Source organism: Pseudomonas sp. CCI4.2 (assembly GCF_034350045.1).
Taxonomy (GTDB): Bacteria; Pseudomonadota; Gammaproteobacteria; order Pseudomonadales; family Pseudomonadaceae; genus Aquipseudomonas.
Genome location: NZ_CP133781.1, coordinates 2,519,490 through 2,540,911, shown reverse-complemented (window position 1 = coordinate 2,540,911; position 21,422 = coordinate 2,519,490). Strand labels below are relative to the sequence as shown.

The following is a 21,422-nucleotide window of genomic DNA, read 5'->3' as shown; positions in this document are numbered from 1 at the left end:
ATTTGGCAAGGCCATTGAAACCCGCTCCGCCGCGCCCCATCTAAACAGCATATTCAATTATGCAGGTGCCCCATGAGCGACCAGCACACCGACTCAGCGACTGTGTCAGAAGACATCAATGCCGAACACGATGTACCCGAACATTCCACCAGTACCAGCTTGGCCCTGCCGGGACAGAACCTTCCGGACAAGGTGTATATCATTCCGATCCACAACCGTCCGTTCTTCCCGGCCCAAGTGCTGCCGGTGATCGTTAACGAAGCGCCTTGGGCCGAGACCCTGGAGCTGGTCAGCAAGTCGGACCACCACTCCCTGGCGCTGTTTTTCATGGACGCGCCGCCCGACGACACCCGCCATTTCGACACCCACGCTTTGCCTGAATACGGCACGCTGGTGAAGGTACATCACGCCAGCCGTGAAAACGGCAAATTGCAATTCGTCGCTCAGGGCCTGAGCCGTGTGCGCATTCGCACGTGGCTCAAACACCATCGCCCACCGTATCTGGTAGAGGTTGAATACCCGCAGACACCCGTCGAAGCGACTGATGAGGTCAAGGCATACGGCATGGCCCTGATCAACGCGATCAAGGAACTGCTGCCGCTGAACCCGCTGTACAGCGAAGAACTGAAAAACTACTTGAACCGCTTCAGCCCCAACGATCCATCGCCGCTGACCGATTTCGCCGCCGCGCTGACCTCGGCCACCGGGGTTGAATTGCAGCAGGTACTCGATTGCGTGCCCATGCTCAAACGCATGGAGAAGGTCTTGCCGATGCTGCGCAAGGAAGTTGAAGTGGCGCGGCTGCAGAAAGAAATATCCGCCGAGGTGAATCGCAAGATCGGCGAACATCAGCGCGAGTTCTTCCTTAAGGAACAACTTAAGGTCATCCAGCAAGAGCTTGGCTTGAGCAAGGACGACCGCAGCGCCGACATCGAACAGTTTGAGCAGCGGCTGGAAGGCAAGACCTTACCGCCGCAGGCCCGCAAGCGCATCGATGAGGAGATGAGCAAACTGTCGATCCTTGAAACGGGCTCGCCGGAATACGCTGTCACCCGCAACTACCTCGACTGGGCCAGTTCGGTGCCGTGGGGCGTCTACGGCAAAGATAAACTCGACCTCAAGCATGCGCGCAAGGTGCTCGATCAACACCATGCCGGGCTCGACGACATCAAGAGCCGCATCCTCGAATTCCTCGCGGTGGGTGCTTACAAAGGCGAGATCAGCGGCTCCATTGTGTTGTTGGTCGGTCCGCCGGGCGTGGGCAAAACCAGCGTTGGCCGTTCGATTGCCGAATCCTTGGGGCGACCTTTCTACCGCTTCAGCGTCGGCGGCATGCGCGACGAAGCGGAGATCAAAGGTCACCGTCGGACCTACATCGGCGCGCAGCCGGGCAAACTGGTCCAAGCGCTCAAAGACATGGAAGTGATGAACCCGGTGATCATGCTCGACGAGATCGACAAAATGGGCCAAAGCTACCAGGGCGACCCTGCCTCGGCGCTGCTGGAAACCCTTGACCCGGAACAGAACGTGGAATTCCTCGATCACTATCTGGATTTGCGTCTGGACCTGTCGAAAGTGCTGTTCGTCTGCACCGCCAACACCCTGGATTCGATTCCCGGCCCGCTGTTGGACCGGATGGAAGTGATTCGCCTGTCGGGCTACATCACTGAAGAAAAGCTCGCCATTGCCAAGCGCCACTTGTGGCCAAAACAGCTGAAAAAGGCTGGCGTGTCGAAAACCAATCTGACTATCAGCGACAGCGCGTTGCGTCAGGTCATCGACGGTTACGCTCGGGAAGCCGGGGTTCGGCAACTGGAAAAACAGCTGGGCAAACTGGTGCGTAAAGCAGTGGTCAAGTTGATCGACAGCCCAGACCTGGTGATCAAGCTCGGGCCCAAAGACCTCGAAGCGTCGCTGGGAACAGTGGTATTCCGTAACGAGCAGGTGCTGTCTGGTACCGGTGTCATTACCGGCTTGGCCTGGACCAGCATGGGCGGCGCGACACTGCCGATTGAAGCAACCCGTATTCACACGCTTAATCGCGGCTTCAAACTCACCGGGCAGTTGGGTGATGTTATGAAGGAATCTGCGGAAATCGCCTACAGCTATGTCAGTGCCAATCTTGCGCAATTCGGTGGGGACCCAAGGTTCTTCGACGAAGCATTTGTCCACTTGCACGTGCCCGAAGGCGCAACCCCGAAAGACGGCCCAAGTGCTGGGGTGACCATGGCCAGCGCTCTGTTGTCGTTGGCGCGCAACCAGGCACCGAAAAAGGGTGTGGCCATGACCGGCGAGCTGACGCTGACCGGGCATGTACTGCCGATTGGAGGGGTTCGTGAAAAAGTCATCGCGGCGCGGCGACAGAAAATTCATGAGCTGATCCTGCCAGAGCCCAACCGAGGCAACTTTGAAGAGCTGCCGGAGTACCTCAAGGAAGGGATAACCGTCCACTTTGCCAAGCGCTTTGCTGACGTAGCGAAGATATTGTTTTAAGGGTTAATTGTTTCGCCAACACGTTGGCTGCAGCAGGTGCAGTCCAACTTGTTGGCGAGAAAGGCTATGCTCTGGGTTCGTTGCATACGACTGGAGCCTCCATGACTGCCACCCGCCTGCTCGTCCCGCTGAGCCTCGCCCTGCTTGCTGCTTGCGCGCAACAACCCCGGCAAATCGTTAGCCTTGATAAGCAAAGTGATTGCCCGCTTAAACTGAAATCCGGGCAAACCCTACTCCTGACCCTACCCAGTACTCCTGAGACCGGCTATCGCTGGGCAGTGCAAAACCCCGCACCCGGTGTTTTGCGCAGCTTGGGCCCTGAGGTTTACAGCAACCCGGAAAATGCCGGGCTGGTCGGTACTGCTGGGCAGTCGGCGTGGCGTTATCAAGCGGCTAACGCCGGGACCGGACGCTTGATGATGACCTATCAACAGCCGTGGGCGCCGGAAGTGGCGCCGGTGAAGACGTTTGATTGCGCTATTACGGTTAATTAATCTCAGAAACCCACTAATCTTCTGTAGGAACCAACTTGTTGGCGAGACTGACGTAGCCTCGCCAACAAGTTGGCTCTACAGGTAATAGTAGGGCGACGTCGCTTCCTGGGGCTAACTTCGCTAAAATGCCGGCCTTTTCGCCCTCCATGCTGGAATCGCTGTGAGCAAAGAACCCGACCGTATTTTCGCCCAGCCATTGGCCCAAGTGCCGGACTTCGCCTTTAACGAAGACGTGGTGCGCGTTTTTCCGGACATGATCAAGCGTTCAGTGCCGGGCTATCCCACGATTGTCGAAAATCTAGGCGTGCTCGCGGCGCAGTTCGCTCAGCCCAATAGCGTGTTGTATGACTTGGGTAGCTCTCTAGGCGCAGTCACCCAGTCGTTGCGCCGGCACGTACGCAGCGAAGGTTGCCGCGTGATCGCTGTGGATAACTCTTCGGCGATGGTGGAACGCTGCCGTGAATACCTCAAAGCACAGGACTCGATGTTTCAAGAGTTGTTGCCGGTCGAGGTTATCGAAGGCGACATTCTCGCGCTGCAATTCCAGCCGGCTTCGGTGGTGGCGTTGAATTTCACGCTGCAGTTCATCGCCCCCGAGCAACGTCTGAATTTACTCAGCCAGGTGCGTCAGGCGTTGGTGCCCGGTGGCGCACTGATCCTCTCGGAAAAACTGCGGTTTACCGATGATCAGGAACACGCCCTGCTCACCGATTTACACATCGCGTTCAAACGCGCCAATGGCTACAGCGAGCTGGAAATTGCCCAGAAGCGCAGCGCCATCGAAAACGTCATGAAGCCCGACAGCCTTGAAGAACATCGGGATCGCCTGCTGGCGGCCGGGTTTTCCAAAGTAGTGCCGTGGTTCCAATGCCTTAACTTTGCCTCGTTGATTGCCCTGCCATGATTGATCTCGCTCCACTGGTCCACCGTTTGGCGGGCACGCCCTTGGCTGAGTGGGCTAACGGCCTGCAAGCACAGCTTGATACCAAGATGACTAAAAGCCATGGCGACCTTGAGCGCTGGCAAGGCGCACTGGACGCTTTGCCACCGCTCAAGCCCACGCGCATTGACTTGGCTGAAAGCTTCACGCTCGACTGCGACTGTGATGTTGAAACCCGTGCGCAATTACGCACTGCGCTAATGGGTTTGTCCCCGTGGCGCAAAGGGCCGTTCGATGTCTTTGGCGTACACATCGACACCGAATGGCGCTCCGATTGGAAATGGTCGCGGGTGTCGCCGCACCTGGATTTGAAAGGCAAACGGGTGCTGGATGTCGGTTGCGGCAACGGCTATTACCAATGGCGCATGCTGGGCGCCGGGGCCGACAGCGTGATTGGGGTTGATCCAAACTGGCTGTTTTTCTGCCAATTCCAGGCGATGCAGCGCTTTTTGCCTGACCTTCCCGCCTGGCACCTGCCGTTTACCCTGGAAGACCTGCCCGCCAACCTCGAAGGCTTCGATACCGTATTTTCCATGGGTGTGCTTTATCACCGGCGCTCACCGATTGACCACTTGCTGGCACTGAAAGACTGCTTGGTAAAAGGCGGCGAGTTGGTGCTGGAGACTTTGGTGGTGAAGGGCGATGTGCAGCAAGTGCTGGTGCCGGAAGACCGATACGCTCAGATGCGCAACGTCTGGTTCCTCCCCTCGGTGCCCGCGCTTGAATTGTGGCTGCGCCGTGCCGGATTTGTTGACGTGCGCTGTGTCGACGTCAGCACGACCACTGTCGAAGAACAGCGCGGTACAGAGTGGATGCGTTTTCAGTCGTTGAGCGACTACCTGGATCCAGCGGACCACAGCCGAACGGTGGAAGGCTTGCCAGCGCCGATGCGGGCCGTGATTGTGGCGCGTAAGCCATAAAGGCTCGCCAACACATTGGCTCTACAGGGGATTGAACAGGACTCTGTAGATACCCTCTTGTTGGCGAGCAACTTGACGCGGTCTACTTGATCAACCCTTGGCTGCCGCCGCCACTATCAGCGCTTTCATTTCGGCAACGGCCGATTTGAAACCCACGAACAGTGCATGGGCCACCAACGCATGGCCAATATTCAATTCGTTGATGCCCTTGATCGCCGCGACCGCTTCGACGTTGTGGTAATGCAGACCGTGACCGGCATTGACGATCAGGCCTTGGGCCAAGCCAAACGCGACGCCATCAGCAATTCGCTGCAATTCTTCTGCAACGTCGCTAGGGGTCTGTGCATCGGCGTAACGGCCGGTGTGCAATTCGATAGCAGGTGCTCCGATACGTTTGGACGCCGCGATCTGCCGCTCATCAGGGTCGATGAATAACGACACTTCGCAACCGACCTTCGTCAGTCGATCCACCGCGGCCTTGATCCGCGCTTCTTGTCCCGCGACGTCCAGACCGCCTTCGGTGGTCAGCTCTTGGCGGGTTTCCGGAACCAAACAGATATTGGCCGGACGAAGACGCTCGGCAAACGTGAGCATCTCTTCGGTCACACCCATCTCGAAGTTCATGCGTGTTTGCAATACATCCTTGAGCAGCAGCACGTCACGCTCCTGAATGTGACGGCGGTCTTCGCGCAAATGTACGGTTATTCCATCAGCCCCTGCCTCTTCGGCATCCAGCGCAGCTTTCACCGGATCGGGGTAACGAGTGCCACGGGCCTGTCGCAAAGTGGCCACGTGGTCGATGTTCACGCCAAGAAGAATGCGAGTGCTTTGAGTCACAGATGTCTCCTGTCAATTTGATCACAACAAACCTGGGCAGCATAAAGTGTGCTCACGGCTTACGAAACAATTCACGACTAACCAGCGGCCGCCCGCCCAGGTGCACGGCAAGCGCCTGACGCATCAAGCGTTTGGCTGCAGCCAGCGCGCCTGGTGCGTTCCAGTCCGCCTCTGCCATGGCCAACAACTCTACGCCCTGAAACACGCCAGGCTGTAACAACCAAACGCGCTCTAGCCCGGCATCCACCCGCAAACGGTACATGCCATCTGACGCCACCGGCTCACCGTCGATATCAGCGTGCAGGTCGAAGCCGTAACCCAGCTCGTCGAGCAGGCGCCATTCGAAGGAGCGTAACAACGGTTCCAGCGCACGACCTTCGGCCAAGGCCAACAAGGTGGCGGCATAGTGGTCGAAAACAGCGGGATGGGGGACTTCAGGGGGCAATAGCCGAATCAGCAGCTCATTCAGGTAAAGGCCGCTAAACAGCGCTTCGCCAATGAGCCACGTCGACAGGCCAGCACTTTCCATGCGCCCGACATTCTTTAGTTCGCCTCGACCGCGAAATTCGACTTCCAGCGGAACGAAAGGACGGGCCAGGGTGCCGGCCTTACCGCGCGCGCTGCGTAACACCGCACGAAACAAACCTTGAGGCGTAAGGAAGTCGACCAATGCGCTGCTTTCGCGGTACGCCCGGCTGTGCAGCACATAAGCAAGTTGGCCGGTTGGCGTGCTCATCGTTCAGGCAGGCTCGCAGATCGCAGCAATGGGAAGCGTAGCGGATAACGATATGAATTTGCGCGGTGCCGGGCCGACAAGGCGACCCGACACCGGCTGTTTGGCTTACAGGTCGGCGTAACCCAGCGAACGCAGGGCGCGTTCGTCATCGGACCAGCCACCTTTGACCTTGACCCACAGGTTGAGCATGACTTTGGAGTCAAACAACAGCTCCATGTCCCGGCGCGCGTCGGTGCCGATACGCTTGATCCGCTCGCCCTTGTCACCAATGATGATTTTCTTCTGCCCGTCACGCTCCACCAGAATCAGCGCGTGAATGTGCAGGGTTTTGCCTTGCTGCTTGAACTGTTCGATTTCCACGGTAATTTGATACGGCAGCTCGGCACCCAGCTGACGCATGATCTTTTCGCGAACCAGTTCAGCGGCGAGGAAGCGGCTGCTGCGGTCGGTAATCTGATCTTCCGGGAAGAAGTGATCGTTTTCCGGCAAGTGGGAAGCAATCAACCTTTCCAGTGCTTCAAGGTTGTGGCCCTGTTGCGCGGAAATCGGCACGATCTGGGCGTTGGGCAATTGCCCCTGCAGCCACTCCAGATGCGGCATCAATGCCGCTTTGTCTTCGAGACGGTCAGTTTTGTTGATCGCCAGAATCACCGGTCCCTGCACGTACTGAATGCGCTCAAGGACCATCTGATCTTCGTCGGTCCAACGTGTGCGGTCGACGACGAAAATCACCACGTCGACGTCTTTCAAGGCAGCCGACGCGGTTTTGTTCATGTAGCGGTTGAGCGCTTTCTCACCGTTTTTGTGCATGCCAGGGGTATCGACGTAGACCGCTTGAATCGGGCCTTCAGTTTTGATGCCGAGCATGTTGTGACGGGTGGTCTGTGGCTTGCGCGAAGTAATCGCCAGCTTTTGGCCGAGAATGTGGTTCAGCAGCGTGGACTTGCCCACGTTGGGCCGGCCAACAATGGCAACATAGCCACAGCGTGTTGCGGTTGAATCAGTCATGGCCGTTCTCCACGCCAAGGGCAATGAGTGCTGCGGCCGCTGCTACCTGTTCGGCAATGCGACGACTGACACCCTGACCCCGGCTTTTTTCGTTCAATAAGGTGATCTCACACTCGACGAAGAATAGTCGGCAGTGCGGTTCGCCCTGGATATCCACCACTTCATAACGTGGCAAGTCACAGGCGCGCGACTGCAGAAACTCTTGCAGACGGGTTTTCGGATCTTTGTTGGTATCGACCAGCGTCAGGCTATCGAACTCGGTGGTTAGCCAGGCCAACACGCACTCTCGCGCCATGTCCATGCCAGCGTCCAGATAGATTGCACCGATCAATGCTTCAAGGGCATCGGCCAAAATCGATTCGCGACGGAACCCACCGCTTTTCAATTCGCCGGAACCCAGGCGCAGGTACTCGCCCAAGTCGAAACCACGGGCCAGCAACGCCAGGGTTTCACCTTTCACCAAGCGCGCACGAAGCCGAGACAACTGGCCTTCTCGCGCAAGAGGGAAGCGGTCGAACAAAGCCTCTCCAGCGACGAAGTTCAAAATGGCATCACCGAGGAACTCCAGACGTTCGTTGTTGCGTCCGGCAAAACTTCGGTGAGTCAGGGCCAGGATCATCAGGTCCTGATCCTTGAAGGTGTAGCCGAGCTGACGCTCCAGGCGACTTAAGGAAACGCTCACGGTTTAGCCACACTGAATTCGTGGTCGAATTTCATCACTAAATCGATATTCTCGATCAGTGGTTCGCGATTCTCATATTTCAAATGGGCGAGGAACTGGTTGTTCTCCACCGTCACACTTAACGCCTTGTTCAAATCCAAATCCCGAATGCTGTTGACCTCCATGCCCTTGCTGACATGGCTGTAAAAATCGCTGACCGTTGTAATTTCCAGCGCTTTGTCGGTATCGACCGAGCTAATAATTTTCTTCAACGACATGTAGTCGAGGTAATGCGGAATCATTTTAAACGCCGTGCTCGCCACAAAAGCGACCAGCGCCAATGTGAGCAACCACCCAAATAAGGACAAACCTTTTTGCGACGCGGCGGATGTCATGTTCGACCTCAAGCGTAGCTGCTCTATTTGCCAGCAAGGTTTTTGTGCCGTTGCCAGCGTTTCAAGCCAACCCAAATGACATACGGCGCTGTTGCGAAACAGCGCCGTATTTGGCTACTTGATCAGGCCAACCCTGGAAATATTCGGGAAGTGGCTCAGTTTCGGCTCAGGCCAGCTCATCCAGACAGCGAAGGCTTTACCGACAATATTCTTGTCGGGGACCATGCCCAGTTCATCCTTGGGAATGTTGGGATCGTCCCAAAAACGGCTGTCGTTAGAGTTGTCACGGTTGTCACCCATCATGAAATAGTGCGCCGCTGGCACGGTCCATTCATGATCAGGTGGCGCGCGGTAGCGACTCATTTCCTGACGAATCTGATGCTCAACTTCGCCCAGTTTCTCTTGATAAAGCTCTGCGCTGCCTAGAGTGCCTGGTTCAGAACCGATCAACTGCTTGGCGACCAATTCACCATTGATGAACAGACGCTTGTCACTGGTATAGCGAATCTGATCACCGGGCAAACCTACTACACGCTTGATGTAGTTGACGCTTGGGTCGCTTGGGTAGCGAAACACCATGACGTCACCGCGCTGCGGATCGCCGATCTGGATCACTTTCTGATCCAGTACGGGCAAACGAATGCCGTAGGAGAATTTGTTTACCAGGATGAAATCACCCACGTCCAGTGTTGGCTTCATCGACCCCGACGGAATCTGAAACGGCTCTACCAGAAACGAGCGCAAAATCAGCACGATGAACAGCACTGGAAAGAACGATTTGCCGTATTCAACCAGCAAAGGTTCTTTGTTCAGTCGCTCTACGATGGCGACATCCGGCTGGCTGACGCTGCCCTGATAAGTCGATATCGCGGTACGCCGACGTGGCGCCAAAATGGCCAAGTCGAGCAATGCAAGCAAACCGCATACGAAAACGGCGATGACCAACAACAGCGGGAAATTTAGTGACATAGGACCTAACTATCCAACCTGAGCACTGCAAGGAAGGCTTCCTGTGGAATTTCCACGTTACCGACTTGCTTCATGCGTTTTTTACCGGCCTTCTGCTTCTCGAGCAGTTTACGCTTACGGCTAACGTCACCACCGTAACATTTGGCCAGTACGTTCTTTCTGAGCGCCTTGACGGTTGTCCGTGCCACAACCTGCCCGCCAATGGCGGCCTGGATTGCCACGTCGAACATCTGCCGCGGGATCAGCTCTTTCATCTTTTCGGTCAACGCGCGACCTTTGAAGTTCGCGTTGTCGCGGTGCACGATCAACGCCAACGCGTCGACTTTCTCACCGTTGATCAACACATCAAGCTTGACCAGGTTTGCAGATTGGTAACGGTTGAAATGGTAGTCCAGAGACGCATAACCACGGCTCACCGACTTGAGACGGTCGAAGAAGTCCAAGACCACTTCGTTCATCGGCAGGTCGTAGGTCACTTGTACCTGAGTGCCCAGGAACAACATGTCGTGTTGCACGCCACGTTTTTCGATGCACAGCGTAATGACGTTACCCAAGTGTTCTTGAGGCACAAGAATATTGGCGCGTACGATCGGCTCACGCATGTCTTCGATCGTAGACTGATCAGGAAGCTTTGACGGGTTATCGACCAAAATCGTTTCACCGGTTTTCAACAGTAATTCAAAAATTACCGTCGGCGCCGTGGTGATCAGGTCCAGATCGTACTCGCGCTCTAGACGTTCCTGGATAATCTCCATGTGGAGCATGCCGAGGAAGCCGCAGCGGAAGCCAAAACCAAGCGCGTCGGAGGCTTCCGGCGCGTATTGCAAGGACGAGTCATTCAGCGTCAGCTTTTGCAGCGCTTCGCGGAAGTCTTCGAAATCGTCCGAGCTAACCGGAAACAGCCCGGCATACACCTGCGGCTGAACACGTTTGAAGCCGGGCAACACGGCTACATCAGGCGTGGTGCTCAGGGTCAAAGTATCGCCAACGGGGGCGCCGTGGATGTCTTTGATACCGGCAATGATGAATCCCACTTCGCCAGCTTTCAGATCAACGGTCTGTGTGTGCTTGGGCGAAAACACACCCACGCTGTCCACCAAATGCATTTTGCCGGTGGATTTGACCAGAATCTTGTCGCCCTTGCGTACGCGGCCGTTGCGCACGCGCACCAGCGACACAACGCCAAGATAGTTGTCGAACCAGGAATCGATGATCAACGCTTGCAGCGGCGCGTCGATATCACCGGTCGGAGCAGGGATGGTGTGAACCAGACGCTCCAGCACCTCATCAACGCCGAGGCCGGTTTTGGCCGAGCAGGCAACTGCGTCAGTAGCGTCAATGCCGATGATCTTTTCGATTTCTTCTTTGACGCGATCAGGGTCTGCCTGCGGCAAATCGATCTTGTTCAGCACCGGCATGACCTCAAGGCCTTGCTCGATAGCGGTATAACAGTTGGCGACGGACTGGGCTTCAACCCCTTGCCCCGCGTCAACAACCAGCAGCGCGCCTTCACAGGCAGCCAGCGACCGGCTGACTTCATAGGTGAAGTCAACGTGGCCTGGGGTGTCGATGAAGTTCAGTTGATAGGTTTTACCGTCCAGCGCCTTGTAATACAGGGTAACGCTGTGAGCCTTGATGGTGATGCCGCGTTCGCGCTCCAAGTCCATGGAATCGAGGACTTGAGCTTCCATCTCGCGCTCGGACAAGCCGCCACACATCTGAATGAAGCGGTCGGCCAGCGTCGACTTGCCATGGTCAATGTGGGCGATGATGGAGAAATTGCGGATATGACTCAAATCACTCACGGATCAACACTCAAAAAGGTTGCAGGCAGACTGCCCGCCGAAAAATAGCCGGGAATTGTACCTGATCGAAGGCTGGGGCGTCACGTTCGTAAGCCAGGCAACGATCAGTTACGGTTATGTAACCGCATTACCTGAACACGGACACAAAAAAGGGCGGTAATCACCGCCCTTTTTATTAAGCCGCCCGGTTACTCAGCCAGTTTGAACGTAATGAAGCTTGCACGGCCCTGGCGCAAGACGCGCATGGAGACTGACCGGTTCTTCGGCAGGTCTTTGGCAACCTCAGTGAAGTTCTTCGCGGACGTGATTGCCTGATTGTTCAGGTGGGTAATCACATCGCCCGGCTGCAGACCGATCAAAGACGCAGGACCTTCCTGCACTTCCTTGATCACTACACCGCCTTTGAGGTCGAAGTTTTTTTTCTGCTCGTCAGTCAATTCGACCACCGAGACACCGAGACGATTGCTGCTGTGCTCCGCGCCCTCTCCAGGAATACCCATCTCCTGGCCTTCGTCCGGCAGCGCACCGATGGTAACGCTCACGGTTTGGCGTTTGCCGTCTCGAATCACTTGCAGGTCAGCTTTACTGCCGTCCTTCATGTTGCCGACAATATGTGGCAGGTCGGCGGACATGACAATGGGCTGACCATTGGCACTGAGAATCACGTCACCCACTTGAATGCCGCCTTTTGCCGCAGGACCGTTATCCAGTACCTGAGCCACCAGCGCACCGGCTGGCTTGTCGAGACCGAAGGACTCAGCCAAGTCTTTGTTGACCTCTTGAATCACCACGCCCAACCAGCCGCGATTGACCTTGCCACCCGATTTCAACTGATTGGCTACGTCCATGGCGACGTCGATGGGGATCGCGAAAGACAGACCCATGAAACCACCAGAGCGGGTGAATATCTGCGAGTTGATCCCGACCACTTCGCCGGCCATGTTGAACAGCGGGCCACCGGAGTTACCCGGATTGATCGCCACGTCGGTCTGGATGAACGGCACATAGGTGTCATTCGGCAGGCTGCGACCTTTGGCACTGACAATGCCTTTGGTCACTGAGTGATCGAAGCCGAACGGCGAGCCGATGGCCAATACCCACTCACCCACTTTCAGCTTGTCGGAATCACCGATCTTGACGGTGGGCAGGTCCTTGCCGTCAATTTTCAGCACGGCAACGTCAGTGCGCGGGTCGGTGCCGACCAACTTGGCTTTCAATTCGCTGCGATCGGACAGACGCACGATAATTTCGTCCGCTCCTTCGATCACGTGGTTATTGGTTAGCACGTACCCGTCAGACGAAATGATGAAGCCAGAGCCCAGGGACTGAGCTTCACGCTGACGATCACCCTTGGGAGTGCGTTGCCCCTTGGGCATGCTGTGTTCGAAAAACTCTCGAAGCTGTGGCGGGAGGCCATCCAGGTCGGGCATTTGACCACTTGCCACGGACCGTTCCGGCATTTTTTGTCGCGTACTGATGTTTACGACAGCGGGCGAAGCTTGCTCGACCAAACCGGTAAAGTCAGGCAAAGACTCTGCCTGAACAACGGCCACTTGACTGAGCATCAATACAGCGGCAACGAGTGACAAATAGGACTTCAAGCTTGGTATCAACATACGTCTCCCGTACACAACGAGCATGGTTGAGCTGTCGGACCGACCGGTCCGAAAAAGCGGATGCACATCACTAGCGACTGCGACCGGATTCTGTCAGCCAATTTTCTTGACCCAGAAACGACTAAGGCCAGAGCTGGGAGGCTATGACCTATAGAAACAATCGATTTTTTTTGCAAACCTGAACCTTCACAAAACATTTCAGCATCTCTCTGCGAAACACGCTAAAGCTCGTTTTGCAGATCATATCGCGGCGAATGAGAAAATCTTGTTCACGGCTTGCGCGTACACCGTTGATACCGGGGCGATTTATTTGGCAACCTGCTTTGATTGCGAATCAACATTGCGCATTGAGAGCGCGATACGCTCAGCGGTGCCAATCGGAATTTCTCCCACAACCGTTACCATGGCGTCGCCTGAAGCAGTGGCAACCCGACGCGAAACCGCAACGGTAGGACCTAACTGAGTACGAATATCAGCGGTGTCCGTCGCGTTTACCGGCTCGATGAATACCGAGAATCGCGCCAAGCCATCGTCATACATCAGGCTGGTGAGCGTCACTTTGGACGTTGGATCTTGCCGCGCTGAACTGCGGCTCAACTGAAAACCATCAGGCACCCAGTCTGACCGCCAAGTCGCCGGGACGCTGGATGAGTCTTCTTTGGCACTGGCGGTTTGCACGGGCTTGCAATCGGCGGTTGCTTCCAACATCTGGTCTGTTGGGATATCGCGTGTATCCAGTTCGGTGAACTGGAATCGCTCAAGTAATTGCCCCTTGTCATTGAGTAACAACGACTTCAACGGCAATGCTGTCTCACTATCAACATGCAGTTCAATGCCATAGCGATGTTGGTCGCGCGGCGTTAGTGCAACGATAATTGCATTACGACCCGCCACACGGGATTTCCCAACTATATTAATTTCATAGAAAGCAGACAACTTCTTTGGATCAAACGCTCGTGCAGGAGAGTCCGGTTGATTGGTTATGCCTGATACAAGTAAGCCGCTCACGCACTGGGTAAGCCCGTCGACGCGTAGCACTTCTTGCGCAGAACCATCTAACTGGAGCATATGCTCGCGAACTTTGCCATCGACGACTCGATGCCAGATTCGATGGGTAGAAAAACTACCGTTACGCTCGTAAACAAAAGTGCCTTGAAAGCTTTGCTGTTGCTCAGCCTGCGCAAGACGTTTGAGGAGGTCTTGCGCATCGTCGGCGTGCGCTGGAAGAACCAGCCATCCACTGAGCAGAAGCGGCAATAGAGGGATGGCGCGCATGATCCTCCTTAGGGAAACTCTGAAAAAGGTTTTCAAATCTGGTGAAATGTCCCCCATCACATGAGCCGAGCGGTTGCCCCCCATGAAGCAAATTTCTTTCGCCGATGCCGAGTACGCCGGTAAACGTAAGCGAACCCGCCGTGAGATTTTCCTGAGCGAGATGGACAAGGTCGTCCCCTGGAAGGGGTTGATCGCTTTGATCGAGCCGCATTATCCAAAAGGCGAAGGGGGCCGCCCGGCGTATCCCTTGATGGCCATGTTGCGTGTGCACCTGATGCAGAACTGGTTCGGCTATAGCGATCCAGCAATGGAAGAGTCTCTTTATGAGACCACGATTCTGCGCCAGTTCGCGGGGTTGAATCTGGAACGCATTCCCGACGAAACCACGATTCTCAACTTCCGTCGCCTGCTGGAGAAAAACCATCTTGCCGGGGGAATCCTGGAGGTCATTAATGGCTACCTGGGAGACCGAGGTTTGATGCTTCGTCAGGGCACAATTGTTGATGCCACGATCATTCATGCGCCGACGTCGACCAAGAATAAAGAGGGTAAACGCGACCCCGAAATGCATCAGACCAAGAAAGGTAATCAATATTTTTTCGGGATGAAAGCGCACATCGGAGTAGACGCTGATACGGGTCTGACGCACAGCGTGGTGGGCACGGCAGCCAATGTCGCGGACGTCACTCAAGTCGATCAGTTGCTGCACGGCGAAGAGACCCATCTCTGTGGCGACGCGGGCTACACCGGCGTAGAAAAGCGGCTTGAACATGAGGGGCGCGAGATGATCTGGTCGATCTCCGCCAGGCCCAGCAGCCGCCGCAAACATGGAGAAAAAAGCGTCATTGGCCGTGCGTTGCGCAAGATTGAATACGCCAAATCGCAAACTCGGGCCAAGGTTGAGCACCCGTTTCGGGTGATCAAGCGCCAGTTTGGTTACACCAAGGTGCGGTTTCGCGGGTTGGTAAAGAACACGGCGCAGTTGGTGACACTGTTTGCACTGTCGAATCTGTGGATGGCGCGCCGACATTTGATGGAGCCTATAGGACAGGTGCGTCCGCAGTATGGAAATTAAGGGTTAATAAGTGCTTAAAACCGGCTTATTCATCAATAAAAGCCGATATTTTCGAAATTTCAGTGAAGTACTTTCTTTCGGAGCGCTTGACGCCCGATTTGCCAGAAAAAGAAGGTCTTATTTCAGACCTTCCTTAGCGGTTTTCCAAGCTGGCAGCACGAGCATAAGGAAGCGCGCTTTCAGTGCCTTTCAACGCAGCTTGCTGAGCATGCTGACGCAGATAACCAGGCAGACGCTGATCATGCCAACCGGCTTGACCTTGCATCACGCCACTGGCCATAGGACCCGGAGCTTGTTCGGCGCTTTCGTTGTAACCGGCCAGAACTGCCGGGCCTTTTACTAGCGGTACGGACAGATTTGCTGGCTGAGGCGCCTGCTGCGCAAGCTCTGCGCCGGCGATATCGTCCTGATTGTACAAACGTACACCAGCCAATACAGCCACAGTTACCGAAGCAGCTACTGCCAAACGACCCAAGCTACGCCAAGGGCTGCGCGGCGCTTTAAGCGGGCTCACTTCATCTGCAATCGCGGCAGAAACAGCAGCCGAAATGTCCAGATGAGGCAATAGCAAATCTTTGTGCATCGCTGCGCGAGCAACTTGGTAACGCGACCAGGTAGCACGTGTCTCAGCATCGTCAAAGGCATTCAGCACCCGACGTATTTCCAGCTCATCCGCTTCGTTGTCCATCACTGCGGACAGCGATTCCTGCAGGGCTTCACGACTCATGGCGGTTCCTCTCTTGGCTATCGCCGCTGTCTCAGGACTCCTGCAACAACGGCTGCAGGGCTTTATCGATGGCTTCCCGAGCGCGGAAAATCCGAGATCGCACGGTACCCACCGGACACTGCATGACACTGGCAATGTCCTCGTAACTCAGACCGTCGAATTCGCGTAAAGTTAGAGCCGTACGTAAATCTTCCGGAAGTAACTGGATAGTTCGATGGACAGTGCCCTCGATCTCATCCCTCAACAATGCACGCTCTGGCGACTCGATATCCTTGAGGCCATGATCGCCGTCATAGAACTCCGCGTCTTCAGACCTTACATCGCTATCTGGTGGTCGCCGACCTCTCGACACCAAATAGTTTTTCGCCGTATTAATGGCGATGCGGTACAGCCAAGTATAAAAGGCGCTGTCGCCGCGAAAATTACCAAGTGCGCGATAGGCTTTAATAAACGCTTCTTGCGCAACGTCCTGGGCTTCATGGGTGTCGTGCACGAATCGCACGATCAACCCGAGAATTTTGTGCTGGTATTTCAGCACGAGCAGATCAAAGGCTCGCTTGTCGCCGCGCTGTACACGCTCGACCAGCTGCTGATCCTCTTCCTGGGTTAGCATGAACACTCCTCGGTGGACCTGAAGGAGTGTTGCATCAGCCGTTGAACAGGCTTGCAAACATAGACTCGGGCTTTTCGCAAAAGTTCTCCCCTCCAAGCAAGTTTCCTACGGACAGTCATTAGCCGCACGAAAAACGCAGCGCGGACATGGCCGGCTGCGTAAATAATCTTGTCGCCGATCAGTGTGCGGCGCAGTCACATAAATCCGCACACAAACGACGCGTCCCTTTATAGGCAACCTGCTATTGAGCTTCCGGGGTGCATGAAAGTTCCCGGCATTTCGCTATCAGGTGTAAGACATCGCCACATTTAGGACGAGGAATATGCTTCAACCCTGAAACAGTCACGCCTGCGCCCACCTATCGGGAAAACGGTATGCAGATCTGATCAGACTGGGGCACACTCCTGCCGCGCTGTGGTTTCACAATGCCATAAAAGCTCGGCTATTGTGCCGATCCACCCCTCTATATACTAGTGGCCGCTGCGCGCGGAGTTACGACATGAGCCAACATTTTCAACACGACGTCTTGGTCATTGGAAGCGGTGCCGCAGGCCTGAGCCTTGCGCTGACCCTACCCAGCCATTTACGCATTGCCGTTCTAAGTAAAGGCGACCTGGCCAATGGCTCGACATTCTGGGCTCAGGGTGGCGTCGCTGCGGTTCTAGATAACACGGATACCGTGCAATCCCATGTCGAAGACACGCTCAACGCCGGTGGCGGGCTCTGCCATGAAGACGCGGTGCGATTCACCGTCGAGCACAGCCGAGAAGCCATTCAGTGGCTCATTGACCAAGGTGTGCCCTTCACCCGTGACGATCAATCTGCCACGGAAGATGGCGGATTTGAATTCCATTTGACGCGTGAAGGTGGCCACAGCCATCGCCGCATCATCCACGCCGCCGATGCTACTGGCGCCGCGATCTTCAAGACGTTGCTGTCTCAAGCCAGGCTTCGGCCTAACATCGAACTTCTGGAACAACGGGTGGCGGTGGATTTGATCACCGAACGTCGTATGGGTCTGGAGGGTCAACGCTGCCTTGGCGCCTACGTGCTCAATCGCGCCAGCGGCGAAGTCGATACCTATGGCGCTCGCTTCACGATTCTGGCATCGGGCGGCGCAGCAAAAGTTTACCTGTACACCAGTAACCCCGATGGCGCGTGCGGTGACGGGATAGCCATGGCCTGGCGTTCGGGTTGCCGGGTGGCGAATCTAGAGTTCAACCAGTTCCACCCTACCTGCCTGTATCACCCGCAAGCTAAAAGCTTTCTGGTCACCGAAGCCCTGCGGGGCGAAGGCGCGTTTCTCAAACTGCCCAACGGCGAACGCTTCATGCAGCGCTTCGATCCTCGGGCCGAACTGGCGCCTCGGGATATCGTTGCCCGGGCCATCGACCATGAAATGAAGCGCTTGGGCATCGACTGCGTTTATCTGGACATCAGCCACAAGCCTGAAGCGTTCATCAAAACCCACTTCCCTACGGTGTATGAACGCTGCCTCGAATTTTCCATCGACATCACTAAACAACCGATACCGGTGGTCCCCGCAGCGCATTACACCTGCGGTGGCGTGATGGTCAACGAGCAAGGTCGTACCGACGTTCCGGGCCTATATGCGATTGGCGAAACCAGTTTTACCGGGTTGCATGGCGCCAACCGGATGGCGAGCAACTCGCTGCTGGAGTGCTTCGTTTACGCCCGATCTGCCGCTGCCGACATTCTCGAGCAGTTGCCGAAAATCCCTCTGCCCGAGGAACTGCCGACCTGGGATGCCAGCCAGGTGACCGATTCCGACGAAGACGTGATCATCGCCCACAACTGGGACGAGTTACGTCGATTCATGTGGGACTATGTAGGGATTGTACGCACCAACAAACGCTTGCAACGCGCACAGCATCGGGTACGTCTGCTGCTGGACGAAATTGACGAGTTCTACAGCAACTATAAAGTCAGCAGAGACCTTATTGAACTGAGGAACCTGGCTCAAGTTGCCGAACTGATGATCAGGTCTGCCATGGAACGCAAGGAATCTCGGGGTCTGCACTACACGCTGGATTACCCGGACATGCTGCCCGTGGCACTCGACACTATTCTGGTGCCGCCCATCTACGTCGGCTGAACTTCAAGCGCACGCGCAAACGCCGGTGTACCTCCGGCGTCAGCGCATCGCGGGGAATACACAGACCGCGCAGCCGCCGATCGATCAATCGCGGCCCATTGACGACGCGAAACCGCAGCACCACCAACACAGGCAGCGCCAGGCTGTCGCGGCGCAATTGCACCGCTTGCCAGCCGTTGCCATCGCTCCAAAGCTGCCAGCCGTCGGCGTCGCGGCGCAAACCGGTGAACGCGGCCGGGCTGCTCAGCAAAACAAACCGCGGCAACGCCCAACACCCATGAACCAGGCACGCCAAAGCGCCCAACGCACGGGCCCACCAAAACACATCTAGAGAAAATAACGAAATCAGCGCCAGCGCCTGCGCTATCAAATACGCCGTCAGCAACAGCCGCGAGGCCTGCCAACGGCATTCGAAGCGATCACTTCGGCTGGACACGATCCAGAATCATTCTGACCATGCGTTGCAGCTCCGGGTCTGGCGACTCTTCGCGCTGCATGAACCAACCGAACATGTCCTGATCTTCAGAGGTCAGCAATCGACGATAAAGATCGCGATCTTCGGCGTTCAGGGTGGCGTATACCTCTTTTACAAACGGTACCAGCAGTACATCCAGCTCAAGCATGCCACGGCGGCTGTGCCAGTAGAGCCGGTTGAGTTCAACGTCATCGACCATGGAGCGCTCCTCAAATTAGGCGGCAAGTATACAGGCGCAGCTCAGCGTGACGCACTGCGCTTTGGTCGCAGGGGTTTTCCATGGATGAGTGATCAAGCCTGTACCTATTCTGCGAAGTCAGCACTATTATGGTGTCCAGACTTTTTACCCTGCGATGACCCATGGCCGACTCCGCTTTTTTCTGCACGCTGTCCCACGAGGGCATACTCGCCGTCCGCGGCCCTGACGCCAGCAAGTTTCTTCAGGGCCAGCTGACCTGCAATCTCAACTATCTAAACGACACCGCAGCCACCCTCGGCGCACGCTGCACGCAAAAAGGTCGCATGCAGTCGAGCTTTCGGATTTTGCTTGAAGGTGATGGCTGCCTACTGGCGATGGCGTCAGAATTGATCGAGCCGCAATTGGCCGACCTAAAAAAATACGCCGTGTTTTCCAAATCCAAGCTGACGGACGAAAGCGCTGGCTGGGTGCGTTTCGGCCTTCATGACGGCGACGGCGCACTGGTCTCGCTGGGGCTGGACTTGCCACAGGCGTCGGATTCAGTGGTGCGTGCCAATGGCCTGATCGCTATCCGGGTGTCGCCCGCTCGCGCCGAGCTTTGGGCAGCCGCCGACCAGGCCGACGACGTGCAAGCTCGCCTTGCTGCACATCTGGCTCAAGGCTCATTGAACGATTGGTTGCTGGGGCAGATCCGTGCGGGCATCGGCCAAGTAATGGGCAATACCCGCGAAACATTTATCCCGCAGATGCTGAACTTGCAGGCAGTCGGCGGCGTAAGTTTCAAAAAAGGCTGCTACACCGGACAGGAAATCGTCGCCCGCATGCAGTACTTGGGCAAGCTCAAGCGCCGACTCTATCGCCTGACCCTTGCGGGCATCGAACTTCCCGAACCAGGCACTGCCCTGTTTTCACCGGTTCATGCCAGTGCAGTGGGTGAAGTGGTGATGGCTGCGCAGGCCGAGGATGGCATTGAGCTACTGGCGGTGTTGCAGGCGGATGCTGCCGAGGATGGCCACATTCATGTTGGCGCTGCGGACGGTTTGACACTTCAATTGACACACCTTCCGTATACGCTGGACTCCAAACTGGAAACTCAGCGCTAACCAATACGCACGTTTTCTCGTTTTCCGGGTCCAACACGGCTAAACCCGGGCGCTCGTCGAGTGCTCGGAAGCAGTAACCACGCCACGCCTAAGAGATGTGACATGAACACGATGGCTGACACAGTGCAAAGGGATTTGATTCGGGCGATCAACAGCGACGCGTTATTTCTACCTACGCTGCCGGAAGTGGCCCTGAAAATTCGCACGGCCGCCGAAAACCAAGACATCAGCGTCAGTGAACTGAGCAAAGTCATCGCCGGCGACACTGCACTTTCTGCACGAATGATCAAAGTAGTAAACAGCCCGCTGATGCGCGGCACTATCGAAGTGAGCGACCTGCACACGGCGATTACCCGCTTGGGTATCAACTACAGCTGCAACCTGGCAATCGGACTGGTAGTGGAGCAAATGTTCCAGGCCAAGTCGGATGTCGTTGCGCGAAAAATGCACGACATCTGGGTAAAAAGCCTGCAGGTAGCAGGGATCAGCTACACGTTGTGCCGCAATCATTCCAAGCTCAAACCCGATAAAGCCACGTTAGCCGGGATGATGCACCTGATTGGCGTATTGCCGATCCTGACGTACGCCGAGGACCATTTCGAACTGCTTTCAGATGCCGTCAGTCTTAACCACGTGATCGAGCAGATTCATCCGTTCATTGGTCAAAAGCTGCTCACTGCCTGGGAGTTCCCAGAGATGCTGGCCAAGGTACCGGGGGAGTTTCTGGACTTTGAGCGCCAAGTGGACCAAGCGGATTATGTCGATCTGGTGCAAGTCGCGACGGTGCACAGTTACCACGGCACGCACCATCCCTTCGCTGCTTTGGAGTTAGGCAACCTACCTGCCTTTATCCGCCTCGGTCTAGACCTTGAAAATGGCGCCCTCGTCGCTGAAATGAATGAGTCGATGAACATGCTGGTTTAGCGTGATCTTGTTGCCATCCGCGAATTGCCGAAACCTGTGAT

21 protein-coding genes are annotated in these 21,422 nt (G+C 55.9%); 8 read left to right on the top strand and 13 right to left on the bottom strand.

What is annotated here, in order from left to right; genetic code table 11:
- Nucleotides 1-72 precede the first annotated feature (72 nt).
- The 4 genes from lon (at nucleotide 73) to cmoB (ending at nucleotide 4,847) form a co-directional block, all read left to right on the top strand.
- On the top strand, nucleotides 73-2,493 hold the full coding sequence (gene lon, locus RHM65_RS11510; protein ID WP_322165860.1) for an endopeptidase La: 2,421 nt from the start codon (nucleotides 73-75) through the stop codon (nucleotides 2,491-2,493).
- Between the two features lie 101 nt (nucleotides 2,494-2,594).
- On the top strand, nucleotides 2,595-2,987 hold the full coding sequence (locus RHM65_RS11505; protein WP_322165861.1) for a protease inhibitor I42 family protein: 393 nt from the start codon (nucleotides 2,595-2,597) through the stop codon (nucleotides 2,985-2,987).
- A 160-nt stretch (nucleotides 2,988-3,147) separates the two neighbouring features.
- Nucleotides 3,148-3,891 (top strand): carboxy-S-adenosyl-L-methionine synthase CmoA, encoded by a 744-nt coding sequence (gene cmoA, locus RHM65_RS11500; RefSeq protein ID WP_322165862.1) that lies wholly within the window; start codon nucleotides 3,148-3,150, stop codon nucleotides 3,889-3,891.
- Complete coding sequence (gene cmoB, locus RHM65_RS11495) at nucleotides 3,888-4,847, top strand: tRNA 5-methoxyuridine(34)/uridine 5-oxyacetic acid(34) synthase CmoB (RefSeq protein WP_322165863.1); 960 nt, start codon at nucleotides 3,888-3,890, stop codon at nucleotides 4,845-4,847. The genes cmoA and cmoB overlap by 4 nt, the downstream gene beginning before the upstream one ends.
- A gap of 90 nt (nucleotides 4,848-4,937) precedes the next feature.
- On the opposite strand, the gene pdxJ is transcribed toward cmoB, so the two are convergent.
- From pdxJ to RHM65_RS11450, 9 genes are all read right to left on the bottom strand, one after another.
- Nucleotides 4,938-5,684, bottom strand: coding sequence for a pyridoxine 5'-phosphate synthase (gene pdxJ, locus RHM65_RS11490; RefSeq protein ID WP_322165864.1), 747 nt, complete (start codon nucleotides 5,682-5,684; stop codon nucleotides 4,938-4,940).
- A 52-nt stretch (nucleotides 5,685-5,736) separates the two neighbouring features.
- Nucleotides 5,737-6,420 carry a DNA repair protein RecO gene (gene recO, locus RHM65_RS11485; RefSeq protein ID WP_322185082.1) on the bottom strand — a complete coding sequence of 228 codons (684 nt, stop codon included), beginning with the start codon at nucleotides 6,418-6,420 and terminating at the stop codon, nucleotides 5,737-5,739.
- Nucleotides 6,421-6,525: 105 nt separating this feature from the next.
- Nucleotides 6,526-7,428: a GTPase Era gene (gene era / locus RHM65_RS11480; protein WP_322185080.1), complete on the bottom strand. Its 903-nt coding sequence runs from the start codon at nucleotides 7,426-7,428 to the stop codon at nucleotides 6,526-6,528.
- Entirely contained in the window at nucleotides 7,421-8,110 is a 690-nt protein-coding gene (rnc, locus tag RHM65_RS11475; RefSeq protein WP_322165869.1) for a ribonuclease III, read from the bottom strand. Before rnc ends, era begins: the two co-directional genes overlap by 8 nt.
- Nucleotides 8,107-8,484 (bottom strand): DUF4845 domain-containing protein, encoded by a 378-nt coding sequence (locus RHM65_RS11470; RefSeq protein ID WP_322165870.1) that lies wholly within the window; start codon nucleotides 8,482-8,484, stop codon nucleotides 8,107-8,109. Before RHM65_RS11470 ends, rnc begins: the two co-directional genes overlap by 4 nt.
- A gap of 114 nt (nucleotides 8,485-8,598) precedes the next feature.
- On the bottom strand, nucleotides 8,599-9,453 hold the full coding sequence (gene lepB, locus RHM65_RS11465; RefSeq protein ID WP_322165871.1) for a signal peptidase I: 855 nt from the start codon (nucleotides 9,451-9,453) through the stop codon (nucleotides 8,599-8,601).
- 5 nt (nucleotides 9,454-9,458) lie between these two features.
- Entirely contained in the window at nucleotides 9,459-11,258 is a 1,800-nt protein-coding gene (gene lepA / locus RHM65_RS11460) for a translation elongation factor 4 (RefSeq protein ID WP_322165872.1), read from the bottom strand.
- Between the two features lie 188 nt (nucleotides 11,259-11,446).
- Entirely contained in the window at nucleotides 11,447-12,874 is a 1,428-nt protein-coding gene (locus tag RHM65_RS11455; RefSeq protein ID WP_322165873.1) for a DegQ family serine endoprotease, read from the bottom strand.
- A gap of 306 nt (nucleotides 12,875-13,180) precedes the next feature.
- The gene (locus RHM65_RS11450) at nucleotides 13,181-14,149 is read right to left on the bottom strand and encodes a MucB/RseB C-terminal domain-containing protein (protein WP_322185316.1); all 969 of its coding nucleotides are present in this window, start codon (nucleotides 14,147-14,149) and stop codon (nucleotides 13,181-13,183) included.
- An 82-nt stretch (nucleotides 14,150-14,231) separates the two neighbouring features.
- On the opposite strand from RHM65_RS11450, the gene RHM65_RS11445 reads away from it, so the two are divergent.
- A complete protein-coding gene (locus RHM65_RS11445; protein ID WP_322165339.1) occupies nucleotides 14,232-15,224 on the top strand; it encodes an IS5 family transposase in 993 nt (330 codons plus the stop codon).
- Nucleotides 15,225-15,357: 133 nt separating this feature from the next.
- Here RHM65_RS11445 and RHM65_RS11440 read toward each other — a convergent pair whose 3' ends face one another.
- Both RHM65_RS11440 and rpoE read right to left on the bottom strand, forming a co-directional pair.
- Nucleotides 15,358-15,951 carry an anti sigma-E factor RseA C-terminal domain-containing protein gene (locus tag RHM65_RS11440; RefSeq protein WP_322165875.1) on the bottom strand — a complete coding sequence of 198 codons (594 nt, stop codon included), beginning with the start codon at nucleotides 15,949-15,951 and terminating at the stop codon, nucleotides 15,358-15,360.
- Nucleotides 15,952-15,982: 31 nt separating this feature from the next.
- The gene (gene rpoE / locus RHM65_RS11435; protein ID WP_020288878.1) at nucleotides 15,983-16,564 is read right to left on the bottom strand and encodes an RNA polymerase sigma factor RpoE; all 582 of its coding nucleotides are present in this window, start codon (nucleotides 16,562-16,564) and stop codon (nucleotides 15,983-15,985) included.
- Nucleotides 16,565-17,063: 499 nt separating this feature from the next.
- Between rpoE and nadB the strand changes: the two genes are divergently transcribed.
- The gene (nadB, locus tag RHM65_RS11430; protein WP_322165876.1) at nucleotides 17,064-18,680 is read left to right on the top strand and encodes an L-aspartate oxidase; all 1,617 of its coding nucleotides are present in this window, start codon (nucleotides 17,064-17,066) and stop codon (nucleotides 18,678-18,680) included.
- Here nadB and RHM65_RS11425 read toward each other — a convergent pair.
- Complete coding sequence (locus tag RHM65_RS11425) at nucleotides 18,649-19,116, bottom strand: protein YgfX (RefSeq protein WP_322165877.1); 468 nt, start codon at nucleotides 19,114-19,116, stop codon at nucleotides 18,649-18,651. The two genes, nadB and RHM65_RS11425, sit on opposite strands and share 32 nt — an antisense overlap.
- Nucleotides 19,100-19,354, bottom strand: a complete 255-nt coding sequence (locus RHM65_RS11420; RefSeq protein ID WP_322165878.1) for a succinate dehydrogenase assembly factor 2 — start codon at nucleotides 19,352-19,354, stop codon at nucleotides 19,100-19,102. Before RHM65_RS11420 ends, RHM65_RS11425 begins: the two co-directional genes overlap by 17 nt.
- Before the next feature lie 161 nt (nucleotides 19,355-19,515).
- On the opposite strand from RHM65_RS11420, the gene RHM65_RS11415 reads away from it, so the two are divergent.
- Together RHM65_RS11415 and RHM65_RS11410 are read left to right on the top strand one after the other, a co-directional pair.
- Entirely contained in the window at nucleotides 19,516-20,457 is a 942-nt protein-coding gene (locus tag RHM65_RS11415; protein WP_322165880.1) for a folate-binding protein YgfZ, read from the top strand.
- A gap of 102 nt (nucleotides 20,458-20,559) precedes the next feature.
- The gene (locus RHM65_RS11410) at nucleotides 20,560-21,381 is read left to right on the top strand and encodes an HDOD domain-containing protein (RefSeq protein ID WP_322165881.1); all 822 of its coding nucleotides are present in this window, start codon (nucleotides 20,560-20,562) and stop codon (nucleotides 21,379-21,381) included.
- Nucleotides 21,382-21,422 lie beyond the last annotated feature (41 nt).